Genomic DNA, 18012 nt, shown 5'->3' on the forward strand with positions numbered 1-18012 from the left:
AGCATCGTGGCCTTTGCACCAGTGCACCGAGGTGCGCCGCCGAGTGCAGCGCAGCACGCGTGGGGTCAGGAGGCATGGCCCTCAGCCCCCATGTCGAGTGCCAGCAGGTCGTCTTCGGTCTCACGCCGTACGACGACCTTGGTGTGACCGTCCTTGACCGCGATCACCGGTGGCCGCGGCACGTGGTTGTAGTTGCTCGCCATCGACCGGCAGTACGCGCCGGTGCCGGGGACCGCGATGAGGTCGCCGGGGCGCACATCAGACGGGAGGAACTCGTCCTTCACCACGATGTCACCCGATTCACAATGCTTGCCGACCACCCGGGCCAAGGCCGGATCGGCCTGGCTGTACCGGCTTGCCAGCGTGCACGAGTAGTCGGCGTCGTAGAGCGCGGTGCGGATGTTGTCGCTCATGCCACCGTCGACCGACACGTAGATGCGCGAGGCACCGTAGTCGAGCTGGACCTCCTTGACCGTGCCGACCGAGTAGACCGTGCACATAGCCGGCCCGACGATCGCGCGACCAGGCTCGATGGACAGCTGCGGTATGTCGACGGAGTTCGCACGGCACTCGTGCTCGACGATCTTGCCCATCTCGGTGGCGAGCTGCGCCGGGTCGGACGGATCGTCCTGCGTGGTGTACGCGATCCCGAAGCCGCCGCCGAGGTCGAGCTCCGGCATGTCCACACCGAGCTCCTCGGAAACCTTTGCGTGCAAGGCGATCACGCGCTTCGCGGCGATCTCGAACCCGGACGAGTCGAAGATCTGCGAGCCGATGTGCGAGTGCAGCCCGAGCAGCTCCAGCTCGGGCGCTTTGTTGACCAGGGCAACGGCTTCGAACGCGTCGCCGGTGGTGATGGAGAAGCCGAACTTCTGGTCCTGGTGGGCCGTCGCGATGTAGGCGTGGGTGTGGGCCTCGACGCCGGCGGTGACCCGGACCATCACCGGCACCACCACTCCCCGGTCCGCGGCGAGCCGGATCAGCCGCTCGATCTCGTGGAAGGAGTCGACGATGATCCGTCCGATCCTCGCGTCGAGTGCGCGGGCCAGCTCGGACTCGGACTTGTTGTTGCCATGGAACGCCAACCGCTGGGGATCAGCACCGGCGCGCAGGGCGACGGCGAGTTCACCACCCGAGCAGATGTCGAGGTTCAGTCCTTCCTCCATCAGCCAGCGCACCACCGTCGTACAGAGGAACGCCTTGCCGCCGTAGTAGACCGAGAAGTCCTTGAATCCTTCCCGGAACGCCCTGGCCCGGGCGCGGAAGTCGGCCTCGTCCAGCAGGAACGCCGGGCTGCCGTGCTCAGCGACCAGCGCGCGGACGTCGACACCGCCGACCTCGAGCGCCCCGTCGGCCGTCTTCGTCGCGGTCGACGACCACAGCTGTGGCACCAGGTCGTTGACGTCCGCCGGGGGACGCAACCAGGCCGGTCCGCGGTGGCCGGCGTCGCCCGCCTCGTGCGCTCTCACATCCGCTCCGGAGCGGAGACGCCGAGCAGGTCCAGTCCGTTGGCGAGCACGGTCCTGGTCGCCGAGACCAGGGTCAGGCGAGCCTGGTGCACCGGCTCCACCTCCTCGTCGCCGCGCGGCAGCACGCGGCAACTGTCGTAGAACTTGTGGAACGCGGCCGCGGTGCCCTCCAGGTAGCGGGCGATCCGGTGCGGCTCGCGCAGCTCGGCGGCGGTGGCGACGACGCGCGGGAACTCGGCGAGCGCCCGGAGCAGGTCGCCCTCGCGCTCGTGGCTGAGCAGGCCTGGGTCGAACTCGTCCAGCTTGATGCCGAGCTCGTCCGCGTTGCGCAGGATCGACGCGAGCCGGGCGTGCGCGTACTGGACGTAGTAGACCGGGTTGTCACTGGCCTGCCGGGTCATCTCCTCGATGTCCAGCGTCAGCGGGGAGTCGACCGGGTAGCGGGAGAGCGTGTAGCGGAGCGGGTCGACGCCGCCCTCCTCGACCAGCTCGGCCAGCGTGACGATGGTGCCGGCCCGCTTGGACAGCCGCATCTCCTCGCCGCCCTTGAGGATCTTCACCAGCTGGCCGATCAGGACCTCGATGTTGTGCTCGGGGTCGTCGCCGGCGCAGGCCGCGATCGCCTTCAGCCGGTTCACGTAGCCGTGGTGGTCCGCACCGAGCAGGTAGATACAGACGTCGAAGCCGCGCTCGCGCTTGTTCACGTAGTAGGCCGCGTCGGAGGCGAAGTACGTCGGCTCGCCGTTGGAGCGGATCAGGACCCGGTCCTTGTCGTCGGTGAAGTCCGTGGTCCGCATCCACAGTGCGTCGTCGGCGTCGTACAGGTGACCCTGCTGGCGGAGCTTCTCGATCGCGTGGCCGACGCCGTCCTGCTCGGTCAGGCTGCGCTCGGAGAACCACACGTCGAACTTGGTCCGGAAGTGCTCGAGCTGGGCCTGCTGCTCCTTGAGCTGGCGCTCGTATCCGGCCTCGCGGAACGCGATCATCTGCTCGTCCTCGGGCAGCGACAGGATGTCCGGGACCTCGTCGACGATCTGCTTCGCCAGATCGAGGATGTACTCGCCGTGGTAGCCATCCTCGGGGATCGGCTGACCGTTGGCCGCCGCCTGCAGACTGGCGCCGAACTTGTCCATCTGGAGGCCGCGGTCGTTGATGTAGAACTCGCGGGCGACGGTCGCGCCGGCGGCGGTCAGCACCCGGGCGAGCGCGTCGCCGACGGCGGCCCAGCGGGTGTGGCCGAGGTGCAGCGGGCCGGTCGGGTTGGCCGAGATGAACTCGAGGTTGATCGACTGGCCGTGCAGGGTGTCGCTCGTGCCGTACTGCGGGCCGGCGTCGACGATGGCCTGGGCCACCTTGCCCTGGGCGTCGGCCGCGACCCGGAGGTTGATGAAGCCGGGGCCGGCGATCTCGACCGCGGTGATCGCGTCGTCGGTGCGCAGCTTGGCGGCGAGCAGCTCGGCGAACTGGCGCGGATTCAGCCCGGCGCGCTTGCCGAGCTGCATCGCGACGTTGGTGGCGTAGTCCCCGTGCTCGGGGTTCTTGGGTCGCTCGACCTTCAGCTCGCGCGGCAGCCCGCCCTCGACGGTGATGGCGCCGTCGTCGGCGAGCGCGGCCAGGGCCTGCAGGATCTTCTCAGCGAGCTGTTCCGGAGTCACCGCCTCAGCCTAATGGCCCGCCACCCGATCCCTTGACTCAGCATCCACAGCCCGGTACGGCCTCACTCCCACGGATTGATCAGCTCGACGCCGGTCCGGGCGAAGTCCTGGGTATTCCTGGTCGCGAGCGCAGCCTGCTCCACCCGACAGATCGCCGCGATCTGCGCATCCAGGACGCCGATCGGCAAACCTGCTCGGCGCCGGTCCCGGACCACCACCGAATAGGCCATCGCGGCTTCCGCAGTGAACGACAGCAGGTCGTCCTCGACCACGGCGAATGCGACGTCCGCAGCCTCCCGCACCTGCCTGCGACGGCGACCGGCCGGCATCTGCTCGATTCCGTCATGGATCTCGGCGGCCGTGATTGCCGTCGCGCACAGCTCCTCGTCCGGGTTGCCCTGCAGCCACTGCCAGACGGTCTCGTTCGGAGACTCCTTCATTAGCTCCGAGAGGACGTTCGTGTCGAGAACGATCATCAGTCGAACTCGACCAGTTCGCGGTGGCCACCGGTCCGTGGCGGTATATCCAGCTCGACCCCGCCGATCGCAGCGAACCGCTCGTGGAACCTGACCCAGTTGCTGGGCTCCTCCTCGGCCACGGCGTCGACGAGGATTGCTCGCACCTCGGCCTCCATCGAATGGCCGTGCTTCGCCGCCCGAACTCGCAGCCGGTGCTTCACATCGTCGTCCAGGCTTCGCACGGTGATTGCCGCCACACTCGGTCCCCTCTCTGCCTTCGGTGCTAGCAGAAAGCGTAGCACTGATTGCACGAGTCAGTGACGCACCGTGACGGCGATATGGCTGTTGGGAACCAGGGGTGTGTCCCAGGGAGCGGGTTTGCCGTCGACCGCGACTGTCAGGGACTTGCAGGCGTCCGCGAGGCAGTTGGCGTCGTACTTGACGCCCCAGAGGGTGAAGAACTGGGCGACGGTGGGGTGCTCGGCGGTGGTTTTGGCCTCGACGTACACGAGGCCGTCGGTGGTGTGGGTGTGGACGGCGGCCTGCTCGGCGCGGAGGCGGTCGATGCCGACGCCGGCCGGGACCTGGACCGCGGTGCCGTCGACCGTGACGGCGATGGTCAGGGTGTACGGCGAGGGGCCCGAGAAGTCGAGCGGGAGTCGTTCGAAACCGGCCTTGTCGATGTACGAGACCGCGTCGCGGGGTGCGTCCCACGGAGGCGGCCCGGTCCGGAGCTCGGCCGGACCGGGCGGTGCGGGGCCCACCTGGCAGCCGCCCACCACGGTGCTCATGAGGAGCAGGGCGGCCGCCGTCACGCCCGCCCGGCGCCACCTGCCTGCTCTCATGACGAGCCAGATTGCCATGCGCGCCCGGCCGGGCTGCCGCAGGGTCAGTCCTCCGACGGCATCAGCACCCAGAGCACGATGTAGATCAGGAACTGCGGGCCGGGCAGCAGGCAGCTGACGACGAAGATCAGACGCATCGTGTTCGCCGAGATGCCGAACCGGCGGGCCAGCCCGGCGCAGACACCGCCGATCCAGCGACCGTTGGACGGGCGGACCAGAGTGGTAGCCATGGGTACCGATTTCCTTTCAGCTGTTGGGCTTACAACCACTATGACGTCGGCGCACCGGAAGTCGATCCCGCCGCACCGTGGTTCCAGGGTCGGCTCAGGGTCTCCCGGAGCGCTCGACCCGATTCGGGATTTCCAGTGACTTCCTGCTACTGTTCTGCACGTTCCTGAGCCCCCGTAGCTCAGGGGATAGAGCACCGCCCTCCGGAGGCGGGTGCGCAGGTTCGAATCCTGCCGGGGGCGCACGTTTCTTACTGGATCAGGACTCCGCGGCGTCGATGACCTTCTCGTCGCCCTCGTTGACGGCCTTGACGACGGCGTCGTAGTCGCCCTTGTCGATGGCCTTGCTGACCTTCTTGGTCGCCTTGCCGACGGCCTTGTCGACACGGTCGAGGTAGAGGTCGTCGACGACCGCGGCGATCGCCGAGGAACCGGCAGGCAGCCACTCCTCCGCGTCCACACCGATGGACTTCTCCGAGTGACGCTTGGCGATGGCCCCTGCACCGGCACCGATCCCGGCGCCGACCACACCGGCAAGCAACAGGGGCGGGGCGAACAATCCGACCACGAGCCCTCCGACCGCGCCCAGGGTGGTACCGGCGGCGACGTAGCCGCCGCCGTGCTCCTTGACCTCCACCTGGCCCGAGGAGTCACGGGAGAGGACCACCGCGGCCATGACGACGGTGTCGTCCAGCTCCTTGATGGTCGTGAAGTCCGCTTGTGCGGAGGCTTCGTCGTGGTACGCGGCGACGAACAGCGTGTAGTTGCGATCTGCCATGATGGGTGCCCCCTGTTCAGGTTGTGGCCGCCCGGCCACCTGCGGCCACCGTCACATCGCCCCGTTGCGCCGTCATCCCCTCCCCTAGGTGATTCCGCCCCGCACGGTTGGTCCGCGGCCCGAGGCGTCGGGCTCAGCGGTCACATACCGTGACCCACAGTGACGCTGAGTGCCACCCAGCCGGCGGATTCATCCCCTCCGTCCTCTCGATCTCACCCACCGCAGGGGATGCCGGGGACGCCGACGGCTGTGACCATCGTCCCGTAAACATCCCACGTAAAGAGGGAATCTCATGAGATCTGAGAACAACGCACCCATCGGGCTCCGCCGGTGCCCGGGTGCGGCACTTCACGAACAGGGGGCGGCGAGATGATCGCGCTTGACTTCGGAAATGGTGACGTGTTCCTGTCACTTCTCTGGTTCTTCCTGTGGATCATCTGGTTCTGGCTGCTGATCATCGTCTTTACCGACATCTTCCGCAGCTCCGACCTGTCGGGCTGGGGAAAGGCGTTGTGGACGATCTTCGTCGTGATCCTTCCCTACTTCGGTGTGTTCATCTATCTGATCGTTCGTGGCGGGAAGATGCACGATCGCGCCTACAAGCAGGCTCAGGCCCAGGACGCGGCGACCCGTGAGTACATCAAGGGCGTGGCCGGGTCCTCGACCAGCACTGCCGATGAGATCAGCCGTCTCGCGGACCTCAAGGACAAGGGTGTGATCACGGACGCGGAGTTCGAGGCCGGAAAGGCCAAGGCCCTCGCGGGCGGCTGACCCGGGTCGGGATCACCGCGACATCCCCTCTGGTTGCGGTTGGTAGCAAAGCGGCCTCCACAGTCGGGTGGCCTTGCCGTGAGTGTCGGAATGGGCGGACACTCGCAGCGGGGCACCCGGGGGGCCGCGTGCACCGAACGCAGGGGGGTGGGGGCGATGGAGCTTCGCCATGTGTGGGGGCGTCGGTCGGGCCGGGTTACGGCTGTTGTGCTGACGGGTGCGCTGGCTGCCGTGGGGTTGGTGGCGGTGACAGCGCCGGCACAGGCGGCCACGCCGGTGCATGTACAGAGCCGGGGCAAGGAGATCACCACCGGCACGTTGGACAGCCTCAAGTTCACCAACAACAACGTGGCCGGCAACCTGATCGTCGTTTACGTGGTGTGGAGCAACAGTTCCGCGGTCACGGTGACCGACACCTTGGGCAACGCGTACGCCGCTGCCGCGCCGGTGACGAGGTGGAACGGCAACGCCTGGAGCTCGCAGGTGTTCTACGCGAAGAACGTTGCCGCCGGCACCAACACGGTGCGCGCGACCTTCGGCACCGCGATCACGTCGTTCGGCGACCTCTACATCCACGAGTACTCCGGCCTCGACAAGACGAACCCGCTGGACGTCTCCGCCGCAGCCGTCGGCACCGCGAGCGCGATGAACAGCGGTACGGCGACCACGACCAACGCCAACGACCTGATCTTCGGAGCCGGCGCGTCCCTGGGCACCGTGACCGCCGGAGGAACCGGCTTCACCACTCGGCGCAGCAACTTCGGCAACCGGACCGAGGACAGACTGGTCACCACCGCAGGCCCCTACAGCGCCACCGCAACCCAGAACAGCACCGCCTGGGCCATGCACATGGTGGCCTTCAAGGCTGACTCGACTCCAGCCGACACCACTCCCCCGACTGTCGCGATCACCGCACCCGCGAACAATGCCACCGTCAACGACATCGTCGTGGTCGGCGCGGACGCCGCCGACAACGTGGGAGTCGTGGCAGTGCAGTTCCTGGTCGACGGGAGTGCCAACGGTCCCGAGGACACCACAGCGCCGTACGCATTGACCTGGGACAGTCGCACTGTGCCCAACGGCGCCCACACGCTGTCCGCCCGGGCCCGCGACGCCGCCGGCAACGCGACGACGACGGCCCTGGTCAACGTCAATGTCACCAACACCAACTACTTCCAGAACGAGGTCCTGGCGACCGGTTTCGACCTGCCGACCACGTTCGAGTTCCTGCCGGACGGCCGCATGCTGGTGGCCGAGTTGCAAGGCCGGATCAAGGTCCTGCCCCCGCCGTACACGCAGCCGAGCCCGACGCTGTTCCTGCAGATCACGAACATCGGCTCGGCCGGAGTACAGCAAGGCATCTACGACCTCGTGCTCGACCCCGGATTCGCAACGAACCACTACTACTACGTGTTCTACACACTGGGCACGCCCAACCACGACCGCGTCTCGCGCTTCACCGCGAACGCCGCGCTGGACGGCACCGTCGCGGGCAGCGAGTTCGTGCTGTACGAGGATCCGCAGACCGCCAATGCGGAGCACCACGGCGGCTCGCTGAACTTCGCCAACGACGGGAAGCTGCTCTTCACCACCGGTGAGCACTTCGTTCCCTCGGCCGCGCCGCTGCTCACCAGCCCGCGCGGCAAGGTCCACCGGATCAACCCCGACGGTACAGCGCCGACCGACAACCCCTTCTACGACGGGGCCGGTCCGAACGTCGACACGATCTGGGCGCGCGGTCTGCGCAACCCGTTCCGGGCGTACTACGACGCACCGACCGGGCGCTACTTCATCGGCGATGTCGGCGGCAACGACACGTCGACGTCGAAGGAGGAGGTCGAGCTCGGTGTCCGCGGAGCCGACTACGGCTGGCCCAGCACCGAGGGCCCCTGTGCGGCCCCCTGCACCAGCCCACTGATCTGGTACCCGCACGCGGGCCGCGACGCGGCAGTCACCGGCGGCTTCGTCTATCACGGCACCGTGTTCCCGCCGGCGTACCGAGGCGCGTACTTCTACGCCGACTACGCCCAGAACTGGATCCGTGGCGTCACCCTCGACGCGAGCGGTGCCGTCACCGGCAGCTTCAACTTCGAGCCACCGGACGGCTCCGTGGACGGACCGTACGGCGACATCGTCTACCTGGCCGAGGGACCCGACGGTGCGCTGTACTACGCGGACCTCGGCTACTCCGACGAGAGCGGAATGTTCGGCGTGAGCAAGATCCGCCGGATCAAGTATGTCCAGTCCAACCAGGCGCCGGTCGTGACCGCCACGGCCACTCCGGCCTCGGGCCCGGCACCGCTGGACGTCACGTTCTCGAGTGCCGGCTCGTCCGACCCCGAGGGCCAGCCGCTGACCTACTCCTGGACCTTCGGTGACGGTGCCACCTCCACCGAGGCCAACCCGGTGCACACCTACGTCACGGCCGGCGCCTATCAAGCTCGGCTGACCGTCTCCGACGGCGTGAACAGCTCTATCTCGACACCGATCACCATCAGCGCGGGCAGCGTCCCGACGGCAACCATCCTGGCGCCGACCGACGGCGCACAGTTCGTGGCCGGCGACGTCATCACGTACAGCGGTGACGGCATCGATCCCGATGACGGCCCGCTCCCCGCCAGTGCGTTCACCTGGAACATCGACTTCCTGCACGACGGCCACGTCCACCCCGGTACGCCGATCACCGGCGTGAAGAGTGGCAGTTTCGTCATCCCGTCGACGGGCCACGACTTCAGCGGCAACACGCGCTACCGCATCCAGCTGACCGTCCGCGACTCGACCGGCCTGACCTCGACGCAGTCGGTCATCGTCTATCCGCAGAAGGTCAACCTGACGTTCGACACCGTGCCCAGCGGCCGGCAGCTCTATCTCGACGGGATCGCCAAGACGACGCCGTTCGTCTACGACACGCTGGTCGGGTACAACCACACGATCGAGGCGCGCAACCAGATCGCGGGCGGCACGTCGTACACATTCGCGTCCTGGTCCGACGGCGGCGGGCAGCAGCACACCATCACGGTGCCGGCGGCTGCGCAGAGCTACACGGCGACGTTCACCGCGACGCCGTTGCCGACCGGACTGGTGGGTGCCTGGGGATTCAACGAAGGCTCCGGGACAAGCGTGCACGACTCGTCGGGCAGCGGAAACAACGGCACGTTGTCGGGCGTCGGCGCCACCTGGACCACGGCCGGCAAGTACGGCGCTGCCCTGTCGTTCAACGGGTCATCAGGCAACGTGACCGTGCCGCACTCGGCGTCGATCAGCCTCAACTCCAGCTACACCCTGGAGGCCTGGGTCAACCCGACAGCGCTGAGCAACTACGAGACGATCCTGATCAAGGAGGTGACCGGCGGCTGCGGCTACTGGCTGCAGACCACCGGAAACAAGATCGCCAGCGGGTTCAGCAACGGCGGTTGCCGCGAGTACGTCAGCACCACTCCGACGATTCCGCTGAACCAGTGGTCGCACCTCGCCGCCGTGTTCAACGACGCGGCCAACACCTACACCCTGTACCTGAACGGGACTGCGATCCGCACGGCCAACGAGACCACGGCACCTGTGCCCAACACACAGGCCCTGGTGTTCGGCCAGTCGGCCTGCAGCAGCTGTGGCGGCGAACGCTGGCGCGGACTGCTCGACGACATCCGCGTCTACAACCGCGCACTCACCGCCACCGAGATCCAGACCGACCTGGCAACAGCGGTCAACTAACGACCCCGAACGACCTTGCCGCCCGGAGTGGTCGAGCCGGCCTGGCGACCGCGCGGTTACTGTCGGGTCGACCGTCGCCCCTTGCGATGGACCCGCTGTGTGCCCGCACCGGTCTGCCGCGCGCAGATCGCCGTGCGTAGCTGTCATGTACTGGCGAGAGCCTTCGCCTTCATCTGGTCGAACTCGGCCTGAGTGATCGTCCCCGCGTCGAGGAGTTGTTTGGCCGACGCGATCTGATCGGCGCTCGAGCCGCCACCGCTCGTAGCGACGACTGAACGCACATACTCAGCCTGCTGTTCCTGGAGCCCCTGCTGCTGCTCCATGGCGCGCTTCGACATGCCGCCGCCGCGGGCGATGAGGTAGACCAAGATGCCGAGAAATGGCACGAAGATGACGAACAAGCACCAGAGAGTCTTCGCTACCCCGCCCATGTCGTGGCTACGGAAGATGTCCGCGAAGACATAGAACACGCACATGATCCATGCGAAGAAGATGAAGAACTCGAACAATGCGAGCAGGAACGACCCGTTGTCGTTGAACATCTGACTGCCTCCAGTGTGGGATTGGTGCTGACGAGGCGCTCAGGTCGGACCTCGAAGATCCTCGGCGTACGCAACCCCACTCAGCATGCGTACTCATTCGATCGCATTTCGCGGCCGGCGTCCTCACCCTTTCCGGGTTGATTCTGGCGCCGGCACGACCGCGACACGCTGCTGCGCCAACCCGCCTCGACCAGCACAGCCGACTCCATGACTCGACCGGCCGGCCGGCGGTTGATGGCCCGAGATCAGCAGCTTCTAGATCTCGGTGGTGGCTTGTGCCGTGCCGTCGTCATCTCGTCACCCCTGTCCGTCAACGTCACGCCCACGTCGTCTACTGGATACTCCGTGTGCTCGTGCCTTCGCATCACCCCTCAGGGGATGAGACGCATGCGAACAGCTAGGACTTTGTTCGGTCTTCGCCTGGGGTTCGGCCGAAGGCCTTGTGGTAGGCGCGGGTGAAGTGGGCGGCGCTCGTGTAGCCGACCTGGTAGCCGACATCGGCCGCGGTGGCGGCCTGGGTCCGGAGCAGCACTCTCGCCTCTTGCAAGCGGATCTGCTTCTGGAACTGGATCGGCGTCATCGAGGTCGCGGCCCGGAAGTGCCGGTGGAAGGTCGACTGACTCATGCCGGCCAGGTCGGCCAGCTCGGCGACCAGAATCGGTTCGCTGTAGTGCCGGCGGATCCAGCGGATCGCCTGCGAGATGTGAGCCAGCATGCCGTCGGCCAGACCGATCTGGCGGACCAGACCACCCTGCTCACCGGTCAGCAGGCGCCACAGGATCTCCTGCCGGATCCCCGGCGCCAGCACCCGTACGTCGTCCGGACGGTCAGCGATCCGCAACAGCCGTACGACGGGATCGAGCAACTCCGGTGTCGCGTCACTCACCACCAGACCGCCGTACTGCGGGGGCCGGGGCGGCGTCTCGAGCAGCAGGGGCGCGATCTCCAGCGGGTCGAGCCGCAGGCTGACCACGGCGAACGGCTCGTCCGGGCTCGCCTTCAGCGCCTGGCCGATGACCGGAAGGTCCAGTGACGTGACGAGGAACTGCCCGGCGCGGTATTCGTACGGGACACCGTTGAGCAGGGTCTGCTTGACGCCGGATGCGACGATCGCGACCGACGGCTTGGCCATTCCGGCGGTCGGCCCGTTGGGTTCGTCGCGCCGACTGACCTGTACCCCGTCGATCAGGGGCACGCTGTGCCCACGCTGCCCGGCCGCATGCCGAAGGATGAGCGTCCGGAGTTCGTCGAGCAGGTCCACTCCCCCAGTGAACCAAGTCGGCAGGATCGCGCAAGCCGGTGCCAGCAACGTGCTCACGATCCGGGGTCCCGCGGTGCTCTGATCGAGAGGTACCAGCAAACTCGAGAAAGGCACCACCCCGTGCACCGCAGAATTCTCGGCGCGACCGGCATCTCGGTCAGCGACGTCGCCCTCGGCGCGATGATGTTCGGCGCGATGGGCAACCAGGACCACGAGGACTCGGTCCGGATCATCCACCGCGCCCTCGACGCCGGCATCAACCTGATCGACACCGCCGACGTCTACTCGGCCGGTGAGTCCGAGGAGATCGTCGGTACGGCGATCCGCGGCCGGCGCGACGACGTCGTACTGGCCAGCAAGTTCGGCCTGCCGATGGGTGCGGACCCGAATCAGCGCGGCGCCTCCCGCCGCTGGATCATGCGGTCGGTCGAGAACAGCCTGCGCCGGCTCGGCACCGACCACCTCGATCTGTACCAACTGCATCGCCCTGACCACGACACCGATCCCGCCGAGACATTGTCGGCTCTGTCCGATCTGGTGCAGGCCGGGAAGATCCGGGCATTCGGTTCGTCGATGTTCCCGGCGGAGACCATCGTCGAGGCACAGTGGACCGCGGAACGCCGTGGGACGCACCGGTTCCTGACCGAGCAGACCATGTACTCGATCCTGACCCGCCGGCCGGAGGCGTCCGTGTTCCCGGTGGCCCAGCGGTACGACCTCGGCGTACTCACGTTCAGTCCGCTGAACAGCGGCTGGCTGTCCGGCCGGGCGAACCAGGCGTCGTCGCACCGAGCGTCGACACGGCCGTCCCACTACGACCCTTCCACCCCGACCGGTCAGGCGAAGACCGCCGCGGTGGCGAAGCTGACCGCGCTCGCCGACGAAGCCGGGCTGCCGTTGCCGCAGTTGGCCACGGCATTCGTCCGGGCACACCCGGCGGTGACGTCGGTGCTGATCGGCCCGCGCACGCAGGAGCAACTCGACAGCCTGCTGCCTGCCGCGGAGATCGAGCTGTCCGGCGACATCCTCGACCAGATCGACGAGATCGTTGCACCCGGCACCGAACTGGATCCGGCCGACAACTACGACGCCACCCCACCGGCGATCGAACACGCCTCTCTCCGGCGCCGCTGAGAAGAGGCCCGGCGGCCCGCTGCCGTCATCAGGGCGGCGACGGCGAGCGGGTCGTCGCTCATCGGGACGTGGCCGCAGCCGGCCAGCGTCTCGAGTCGAGCGCCAGGTGGGAGTTGCTCGACGTGGCGCGACCGGCGCCTCAGCAGGAGATCCCGCGTGCCGAAGGCAACTGTGATCGGCACTTCCAACCCCGGCCCGGCCAGGTAGCGCCGATCGCGGGTGGCGTCGAGGGTCGCGTCGAAGCCGGGACTCGTCGCCATGTCCCACAGCATCGCGTTGGCCAGGTCAGGGCTGGTCTGGGACGGCCGGCCAACGATCTGGCGCAGCACGAGCGCACGTCCGAACCTGTGGTTCACCAACCGCGACAGCGGCTTGACCCAGGTCCGCGCGAGCCACCTCGTCCCCCGCAGGCTGAGCCGGTTATACAGCGGCGTGCTCCCCGGCCAGAGGCCCGCAGGCGAGATCAGTACGAGAGAGGCGGTCGGCCTGATGTCGGCCAGTTCAAGGGCGATCCACCCACCGAGCGAGTTCCCGGCGACAATGGGGGCAACGATGCCCAGACCGTCGAGAAAGGTGGCGACTGCATCCGCCAGCGCGGCCGGATGCGGTTCCACCCCCGCTGCCAGCGGCGGCGAGTCCCCGAAGCCAGGAAGATCAACGGCGATGACGTCGAAGTGCTCGGCGAGTGCGGCGACGACCGGAGACCACACTCGGTGCGAACACCCGATGCCGTGCAACAGCACGAGCGGCGGTCCGGTTCCGGTTCGGTGAAAGGCAAGTCCGGCCATCGTCAGACGCCTTCCTGAACCTGGAAGATCTCGTCGGCGACGAGACCGTGCGCTTCGCGATGCACCGTCGACGCCGCCTCTGCCGACGGGGCTTCGACCAGGCAGAACACCTTGCCGTGCCGTTCGTTCACCCAGTACCGCAGATACCGCACCTCGTAGCCGCCTTCGGTCTGCAGGTCGGCGGCGTGCGCCTTGGCGACGTCTTCTGCCGAGACGCCGTCGGTGAAGTTGTGGATGTCCATGTACAGCGGCATGATTCACACTCTTTCGGTCGCTTGGTCATTTCGCAGCGAACCTATGCCGGCAAGGTCGTTCGGGTGATCCGTAGTGAGCACCCAGGTTCCGCGCGTAGCGACCTAGTTTGTTGCCGCGCCCGGCCGGTCGGGGGCCTCCAGCAGGCCGCGGCGGCGAGCTTCGCCCGCGACGAGCGTTCGCGATGCGACTCCGAGCTTGGCGAGGATCGCGGCCACATGATGCTCGACGGTCCGCGGTGAGATCACCAACTGCGCGGAGATGGTCGCGTTCGACTGCCCGGCCGCGACCAACGTCATCACCTCGCGCTCACGGCGGGTCATACCGGCCGCGTCGGAGCGCGTCGATGGATGCGCACCGGAAGGGATCGCGCGCAGGCCGAGCCGGCGCATCCGCCGGCGCGTCAGCCTCGCGGCCGCGTCCGCGCCGACGGTGTCGAAGCGGCGTAACGCCTCCCGCATCCCCGGCTCCGAACCGGAGTCGAGCAGGGCGAGCGCGGCGTCGAAGGGACTGCCGATACCGTCCCAGAGTTCGGCCGCACGATCGAAGTCCCCGCTCACCGACCGGGCGTGCGGCTCCGGGAGCCTGGTCGGCGACGGCGTCACGGCGACACCGAGACGCGTCTGCCAGGTCGCGATCTGGCCCTGGAACCATTCGTGGGCCCGCTCGATGTGGAGACTCCCGACGGTGACGTCATGCAGCGCACTGTCGAGATTCCCCGCCAGCCAGTGCGCCTCCGCCCGTGCGGATCGGGTCAGCGCGATGAGGTCCGGGCGCTCCGTCGCGTCGGCGCTGGTCACCGCTTCGTCCAGGTAGGGCCACGGATCACCGTCGCCTCGCCGGGCATGGACCCGGCCGATCACGGTCGCGGCGGAGAGCCGGTTGAACCGCGAAGCGCCGCTGGCGAGAACCTGCCGGCACACGTCGACCGCCTCGTCCCACCGGCCCACACCCAGCAGAATCTCGCCCCAGGTGGCGCGCAGACAGATCCCGAACCGGGTCATGCCGGTCTCGTCGCACATGGCCGCACCCCGCACGTAATACGCCTCGGCTTCCGCGAGCCGGCCGAAGTCGCACAGCGCAGTACACAGGTTCGCGTAGGCACGCGCCGTCTGCTCGTGAGCTCCTGTGTCCAGGGCGATGTCCAGCGCGCGGCGCAGCAGGGGCATCCACTCTTCACCGGAAGTCCACGCGACGATGGCTCGGGTGTTCGCCACGTCGCTACGGACATCCGGGAGGTCCAGCGCGTCGCCCAGGTCGCCCGCGCGGCGCAGTAGCAACGACGCAGCCTCGACCTCGCCGTGGTGACTCCGCAGCTGCGCCAGCTGTGCGTAGGCGCGGGCCAGCTCCGGGGTCGCGCCGCCGTCGCGGACGACGTCGACGGCCGCGACGGCAAGCTCCATCGACTCCCGACCCCGGCAGAGGCGCCACATCGTCGCGGACAACGAACGCATCGCGTCGCTCAAACGGAGCGGATCGGCCACCTCGGTCCAGAGCTCCAGCGCTCGCTGGCCGGCGTCGAGAGCCAGCTGCCAGCGTTCGATCACCGACGCCTCGGCCGCGAGCCGGGAATACAGGTCGGCAGCCGTTCGCGGCGTGACCTGGCCGGCGAAGCGCACTGCGGACTCGAAATGCTCGACGGCCTCGCGGTGTGCGCCGAGGTCGGCTGCCCGCCGCCCGGCGGCCGGTGCATAGCGCAGGACCGCGGCCTGGTCTCCGGCACCGTCGGCGTGACAGGCCAGCACCGCCTCGTCGGTACCGCCCGAGCGCTGCAACGCCGCGAGGAGCTGGGCGTGGATCGCAGCCTTGCGATGCACGGGTATCTCGCTCGCCACAGCACGCCGGTTGATCTCGTGGCGGAACCGCAGCGATTCCGAGTCGCTGACCAGCGCGCCGGCCTCGACGAGCTCGTCGAGATCGCGAACCGCCGTGCCCAACGACTCGAGCAGGCCCAGATCGACGTGGAGGCCGGCGACGGCCGCGATGTCGAGCACAGCTCGCGCCGAATCGCTCAGCCGCGCGACGCGAGCGAGTACGGCGTCGCGCGCGGAAGCGGGCAGCTCGCTCGCGGACCTCACGATCTCATGGACGAAGAACGCGTTCCCGCCACTGAGCCGGTACACGTCGTCGGCCGCAAGTCCGCTACCGGCGGCAAGGACCGCGACCGCGTCCGCCGACAGCGCGGGAACAGTCACCCGACGCATCGCTCGTTCGCCGGCGAGTCCACCCAGGGCGATGCGCAGCGCCTCGTCCGACCCGAGCGCATCATCACGGAAGGTGACGAGGAGCAGCGACGGCGTCGTACGGATCCGACGGCCGAGGAACCGGACGAGGTCAAGCGTTGATTCGTCGGCCCAGTGCAGATCCTCGATCGAGACGACGACCGGCGGACCTGGGGCCGACAGGCGGCGTAGCAGCACGCTGAACAGCTCGTCGCGCCCCGTATCGCTGCGGCACGCGTCGAGCAGTTCACCCCCCAACTGCTCGGCGATCTCGAACAACGGGCCGAGTGGCCGGGGCGTGAACAGGCCGTCACACGTGCCGCCGACCCAGCAGACATCGACGAGCTCTCGTTGCAGCTGTTCCAGCAAGGCGGACTTACCGGCGCCGGCCTCGCCCGAGATGAGAACTACCCGCCCCTCGCCGGCACGGGCTTGTGCTGCGTACTGCGTCAATGCCTCGAGAGCGCTGTCGCGCTCGAGCAAACCCATGAGCCCAGTGTGGGACCGGTTCAGGCTCACCGTAAACACCCGCCACCGGAATGGGTAGCACGGCACGGAAGGTAGGTGGATCGGTCGCCGAGATGGGCGCTCGACGCCGATTCGAGAGTCCCTCCGTCTGCTTGACGCTCGTCGGAGGAGCGGTCGTCGCTCCTCTCGGTTACGGAGGAACTCAACATGCATCCCTACCTCGGCAAGGCGATGGCCGAAGCCCGGCAGGATGATCTGCTCCGCCAAGCGGAGCACCATCGTCTTGTCCGCGCGGCGCGGTCCGGTCGGCAGTCCTGGCTCAGTCGACGGATTCACGCACTGCGGGCAAGACGATTCCGGCGCTCGGCTGTGGGCGGCCTGCAGGCGGCCGATCCGCGGGGCCGACCGGTCTAGGCGGTTTCAACCATCCAGAGGTGGCCGTCGGGGTCGGTGAAGGTGGCGATGTAGGCCCAGGGCTTGCGGATCGGCGCAGTGACCAGCTCGGCACCGGCGGCCACCGCCTTGGCGGCGAGGGCGTCGACGGCGGACTCGCTATCGGCGTGGACGCTGAGAATGCACTCGCTGGTGCCGGCCGGTGCGGCCGGCTGGTCGCCCAGCACCCAGCCGAACCCGCCCGTCGGGATCAGCATGAGCCGCACGTCGTCGGTCAGGGCGAACTGCAAGGGCTCGGGTATGCCGTCCTCCGCAAGCTCACCGACTGGCTTGAAGCCGAAAGCCTCCTGGTAGAAGGCGTACGAGCGCGGACGGTCCTCGATCGGGAGGCTGATGATCATCGGGTCACTCCAGCGGTGAAGCGGTCGGCGGCAGGGCCGGACAGGTGGTTGGGCGGGAGGGTGCGGCCGCAGAGGACCAGGAGGAGGTCCTGGGCGGTGCCGGTGAGTGGTTCGCCGGTGCCGTAGGTCCAATCCAGGTCGGTGGCTTGGAGCCGGATGCCGGTGACGTCCACGCCGAAGTACTTGAGCTGCCGTGGGTTCATATCGTCGAGGATGAGGCGCATCCGGTCCAGGGGCACCTGCCTGTCGATGCCGAGGGCAACAGTCACGTCGAGGCCGTGGATCACGTCGTGCGACAACGCACCCTGGTAGCCGCCACCCGGCGGCTTCCAGGGGTGGTCGATGTTCTGCCGCAGACAATCCAGCAGCTCGGCGGCCGAGAGCTCACGACCGTCGCGGCGAGCCTGGCGATCGGCGAACCGATCGAAGTTGCCTCGAGCTTTGGCCAACCCCACCAAGAAGCGTGGTGTGGACAGCCGATAGGGCATGGTGATGTGAGCAACGAGCTCGCGGACCCGCCAGCCCGCGCACAGCGTCGCCTTGTCCCAGTCGTCGTCCGCCAATCCGGCCAGCACGTCGGCGAGATCGGCCCGCTCCCCCGCCACGGCCACTCTGATATCCGTCATACCCCACCGAC

17 protein-coding genes and 1 tRNA gene are annotated in these 18012 nt (G+C 68.0%); 4 read left to right on the top strand and 14 right to left on the bottom strand.

Annotated features, from left to right (window positions below; translation table 11 throughout):
* Nucleotides 1–65: 65 nt before the first annotated feature.
* The 6 genes from lysA to OG555_RS00915 form a co-directional block, all read right to left on the bottom strand.
* Complete coding sequence (gene lysA, locus OG555_RS00890; RefSeq protein WP_329480205.1) at nt 66–1469, bottom strand: diaminopimelate decarboxylase; 1404 nt, start codon at nt 1467–1469, stop codon at nt 66–68.
* The gene (gene argS, locus OG555_RS00895; RefSeq protein ID WP_329480207.1) at nt 1466–3124 is read right to left on the bottom strand and encodes an arginine--tRNA ligase; all 1659 of its coding nucleotides are present in this window, start codon (nt 3122–3124) and stop codon (nt 1466–1468) included. Before argS ends, lysA begins: the two co-directional genes overlap by 4 nt.
* Before the next feature lie 62 nt (nt 3125–3186).
* Nucleotides 3187–3600, bottom strand: a complete 414-nt coding sequence (locus OG555_RS00900; RefSeq protein ID WP_329480209.1) for a type II toxin-antitoxin system VapC family toxin — start codon at nt 3598–3600, stop codon at nt 3187–3189.
* Nucleotides 3600–3839 (bottom strand): FitA-like ribbon-helix-helix domain-containing protein, encoded by a 240-nt coding sequence (locus OG555_RS00905; protein WP_329480211.1) that lies wholly within the window; start codon nt 3837–3839, stop codon nt 3600–3602. The genes OG555_RS00900 and OG555_RS00905 overlap by 1 nt, the downstream gene beginning before the upstream one ends.
* A 57-nt stretch (nt 3840–3896) precedes the next feature.
* A complete protein-coding gene (locus tag OG555_RS00910; RefSeq protein ID WP_329480213.1) occupies nt 3897–4427 on the bottom strand; it encodes a hypothetical protein in 531 nt (176 codons plus the stop codon).
* A 44-nt stretch (nt 4428–4471) separates the two neighbouring features.
* A complete protein-coding gene (locus OG555_RS00915) occupies nt 4472–4657 on the bottom strand; it encodes a PspC domain-containing protein (protein WP_329480215.1) in 186 nt (61 codons plus the stop codon).
* 168 nt (nt 4658–4825) lie between these two features.
* Between OG555_RS00915 and OG555_RS00920 the strand changes: the two genes are divergently transcribed.
* Nucleotides 4826–4897: transfer RNA gene (locus OG555_RS00920), tRNA-Arg, on the top strand.
* Nucleotides 4898–4913: 16 nt separating this feature from the next.
* On the opposite strand, the gene OG555_RS00925 is transcribed toward OG555_RS00920, so the two are convergent.
* Nucleotides 4914–5432, bottom strand: coding sequence for a DUF1269 domain-containing protein (locus OG555_RS00925; RefSeq protein WP_329480217.1), 519 nt, complete (start codon nt 5430–5432; stop codon nt 4914–4916).
* Nucleotides 5433–5801: 369 nt separating this feature from the next.
* Here OG555_RS00925 and OG555_RS00930 point away from each other — a divergent pair, with 369 nt between their 5' ends.
* Nucleotides 5802–6203, top strand: a complete 402-nt coding sequence (locus OG555_RS00930; RefSeq protein WP_329480219.1) for an SHOCT domain-containing protein — start codon at nt 5802–5804, stop codon at nt 6201–6203.
* Nucleotides 6204–6359: 156 nt separating this feature from the next.
* Entirely contained in the window at nt 6360–9914 is a 3555-nt protein-coding gene (locus OG555_RS00935) for a PQQ-dependent sugar dehydrogenase (protein WP_329480220.1), read from the top strand.
* A gap of 143 nt (nt 9915–10057) precedes the next feature.
* Here OG555_RS00935 and OG555_RS00940 read toward each other — a convergent pair whose 3' ends face one another.
* Together OG555_RS00940 and OG555_RS00945 are read right to left on the bottom strand one after the other, a co-directional pair.
* Entirely contained in the window at nt 10058–10456 is a 399-nt protein-coding gene (locus tag OG555_RS00940; RefSeq protein ID WP_329480222.1) for an SHOCT domain-containing protein, read from the bottom strand.
* A 397-nt stretch (nt 10457–10853) separates the two neighbouring features.
* The gene (locus OG555_RS00945; protein WP_329480224.1) at nt 10854–11774 is read right to left on the bottom strand and encodes an AraC family transcriptional regulator; all 921 of its coding nucleotides are present in this window, start codon (nt 11772–11774) and stop codon (nt 10854–10856) included.
* A 63-nt stretch (nt 11775–11837) separates the two neighbouring features.
* Between OG555_RS00945 and OG555_RS00950 the strand changes: the two genes are divergently transcribed.
* Entirely contained in the window at nt 11838–12851 is a 1014-nt protein-coding gene (locus tag OG555_RS00950; protein ID WP_329480226.1) for an aldo/keto reductase, read from the top strand.
* On the opposite strand, the gene OG555_RS00955 is transcribed toward OG555_RS00950, so the two are convergent.
* The 5 genes from OG555_RS00955 to OG555_RS00975 all read right to left on the bottom strand — a co-directional run bounded on the left by OG555_RS00955 (nt 12800) and on the right by OG555_RS00975 (nt 18001).
* Nucleotides 12800–13639 carry an alpha/beta fold hydrolase gene (locus tag OG555_RS00955; RefSeq protein ID WP_329480228.1) on the bottom strand — a complete coding sequence of 280 codons (840 nt, stop codon included), beginning with the start codon at nt 13637–13639 and terminating at the stop codon, nt 12800–12802. The genes OG555_RS00950 and OG555_RS00955 overlap by 52 nt on opposite strands.
* A gap of 2 nt (nt 13640–13641) precedes the next feature.
* Complete coding sequence (locus OG555_RS00960) at nt 13642–13893, bottom strand: DUF4242 domain-containing protein (protein ID WP_329480230.1); 252 nt, start codon at nt 13891–13893, stop codon at nt 13642–13644.
* Between the two features lie 102 nt (nt 13894–13995).
* A complete protein-coding gene (locus tag OG555_RS00965; protein ID WP_329480232.1) occupies nt 13996–16602 on the bottom strand; it encodes an ATP-binding protein in 2607 nt (868 codons plus the stop codon).
* A 389-nt stretch (nt 16603–16991) separates the two neighbouring features.
* Complete coding sequence (locus OG555_RS00970; RefSeq protein WP_329480234.1) at nt 16992–17375, bottom strand: VOC family protein; 384 nt, start codon at nt 17373–17375, stop codon at nt 16992–16994.
* A complete protein-coding gene (locus OG555_RS00975) occupies nt 17372–18001 on the bottom strand; it encodes a maleylpyruvate isomerase family mycothiol-dependent enzyme (RefSeq protein WP_329480236.1) in 630 nt (209 codons plus the stop codon). The genes OG555_RS00970 and OG555_RS00975 overlap by 4 nt, the downstream gene beginning before the upstream one ends.
* Between the last annotated feature and the right edge of the window lie 11 nt (nt 18002–18012).

The organism is Kribbella sp. NBC_01484 (genome assembly GCF_036227145.1).
GTDB lineage: Bacteria > Actinomycetota > Actinomycetes > Propionibacteriales > Kribbellaceae > Kribbella.

Bases quoted from the DNA above. Each gene is read 5' to 3' on its own strand.
- OG555_RS00925 (WP_329480217.1), bottom strand. From the start codon at position 5,432: ATGGCAGATCGCAACTACACGCTGTTCGTCGCCGCGTACCACGACGAA.
- OG555_RS00915 (WP_329480215.1), bottom strand. From the start codon at position 4,657: ATGGCTACCACTCTGGTCCGCCCGTCCAACGGTCGCTGGATCGGCGGT.
- OG555_RS00965 (WP_329480232.1), bottom strand. From the start codon at position 16,602: ATGGGTTTGCTCGAGCGCGACAGCGCTCTCGAGGCATTGACGCAGTAC.
- OG555_RS00940 (WP_329480222.1), bottom strand. From the start codon at position 10,456: ATGTTCAACGACAACGGGTCGTTCCTGCTCGCATTGTTCGAGTTCTTC.
- OG555_RS00910 (WP_329480213.1), bottom strand. From the start codon at position 4,427: ATGAGAGCAGGCAGGTGGCGCCGGGCGGGCGTGACGGCGGCCGCCCTG.
- OG555_RS00900 (WP_329480209.1), bottom strand. From the start codon at position 3,600: ATGATCGTTCTCGACACGAACGTCCTCTCGGAGCTAATGAAGGAGTCT.
- OG555_RS00975 (WP_329480236.1), bottom strand. From the start codon at position 18,001: ATGACGGATATCAGAGTGGCCGTGGCGGGGGAGCGGGCCGATCTCGCC.
- OG555_RS00930 (WP_329480219.1), top strand. From the start codon at position 5,802: ATGATCGCGCTTGACTTCGGAAATGGTGACGTGTTCCTGTCACTTCTC.
- OG555_RS00960 (WP_329480230.1), bottom strand. From the start codon at position 13,893: ATGCCGCTGTACATGGACATCCACAACTTCACCGACGGCGTCTCGGCA.
- OG555_RS00935 (WP_329480220.1), top strand. From the start codon at position 6,360: ATGGAGCTTCGCCATGTGTGGGGGCGTCGGTCGGGCCGGGTTACGGCT.
- OG555_RS00955 (WP_329480228.1), bottom strand. From the start codon at position 13,639: ATGGCCGGACTTGCCTTTCACCGAACCGGAACCGGACCGCCGCTCGTG.
- OG555_RS00970 (WP_329480234.1), bottom strand. From the start codon at position 17,375: ATGATCATCAGCCTCCCGATCGAGGACCGTCCGCGCTCGTACGCCTTC.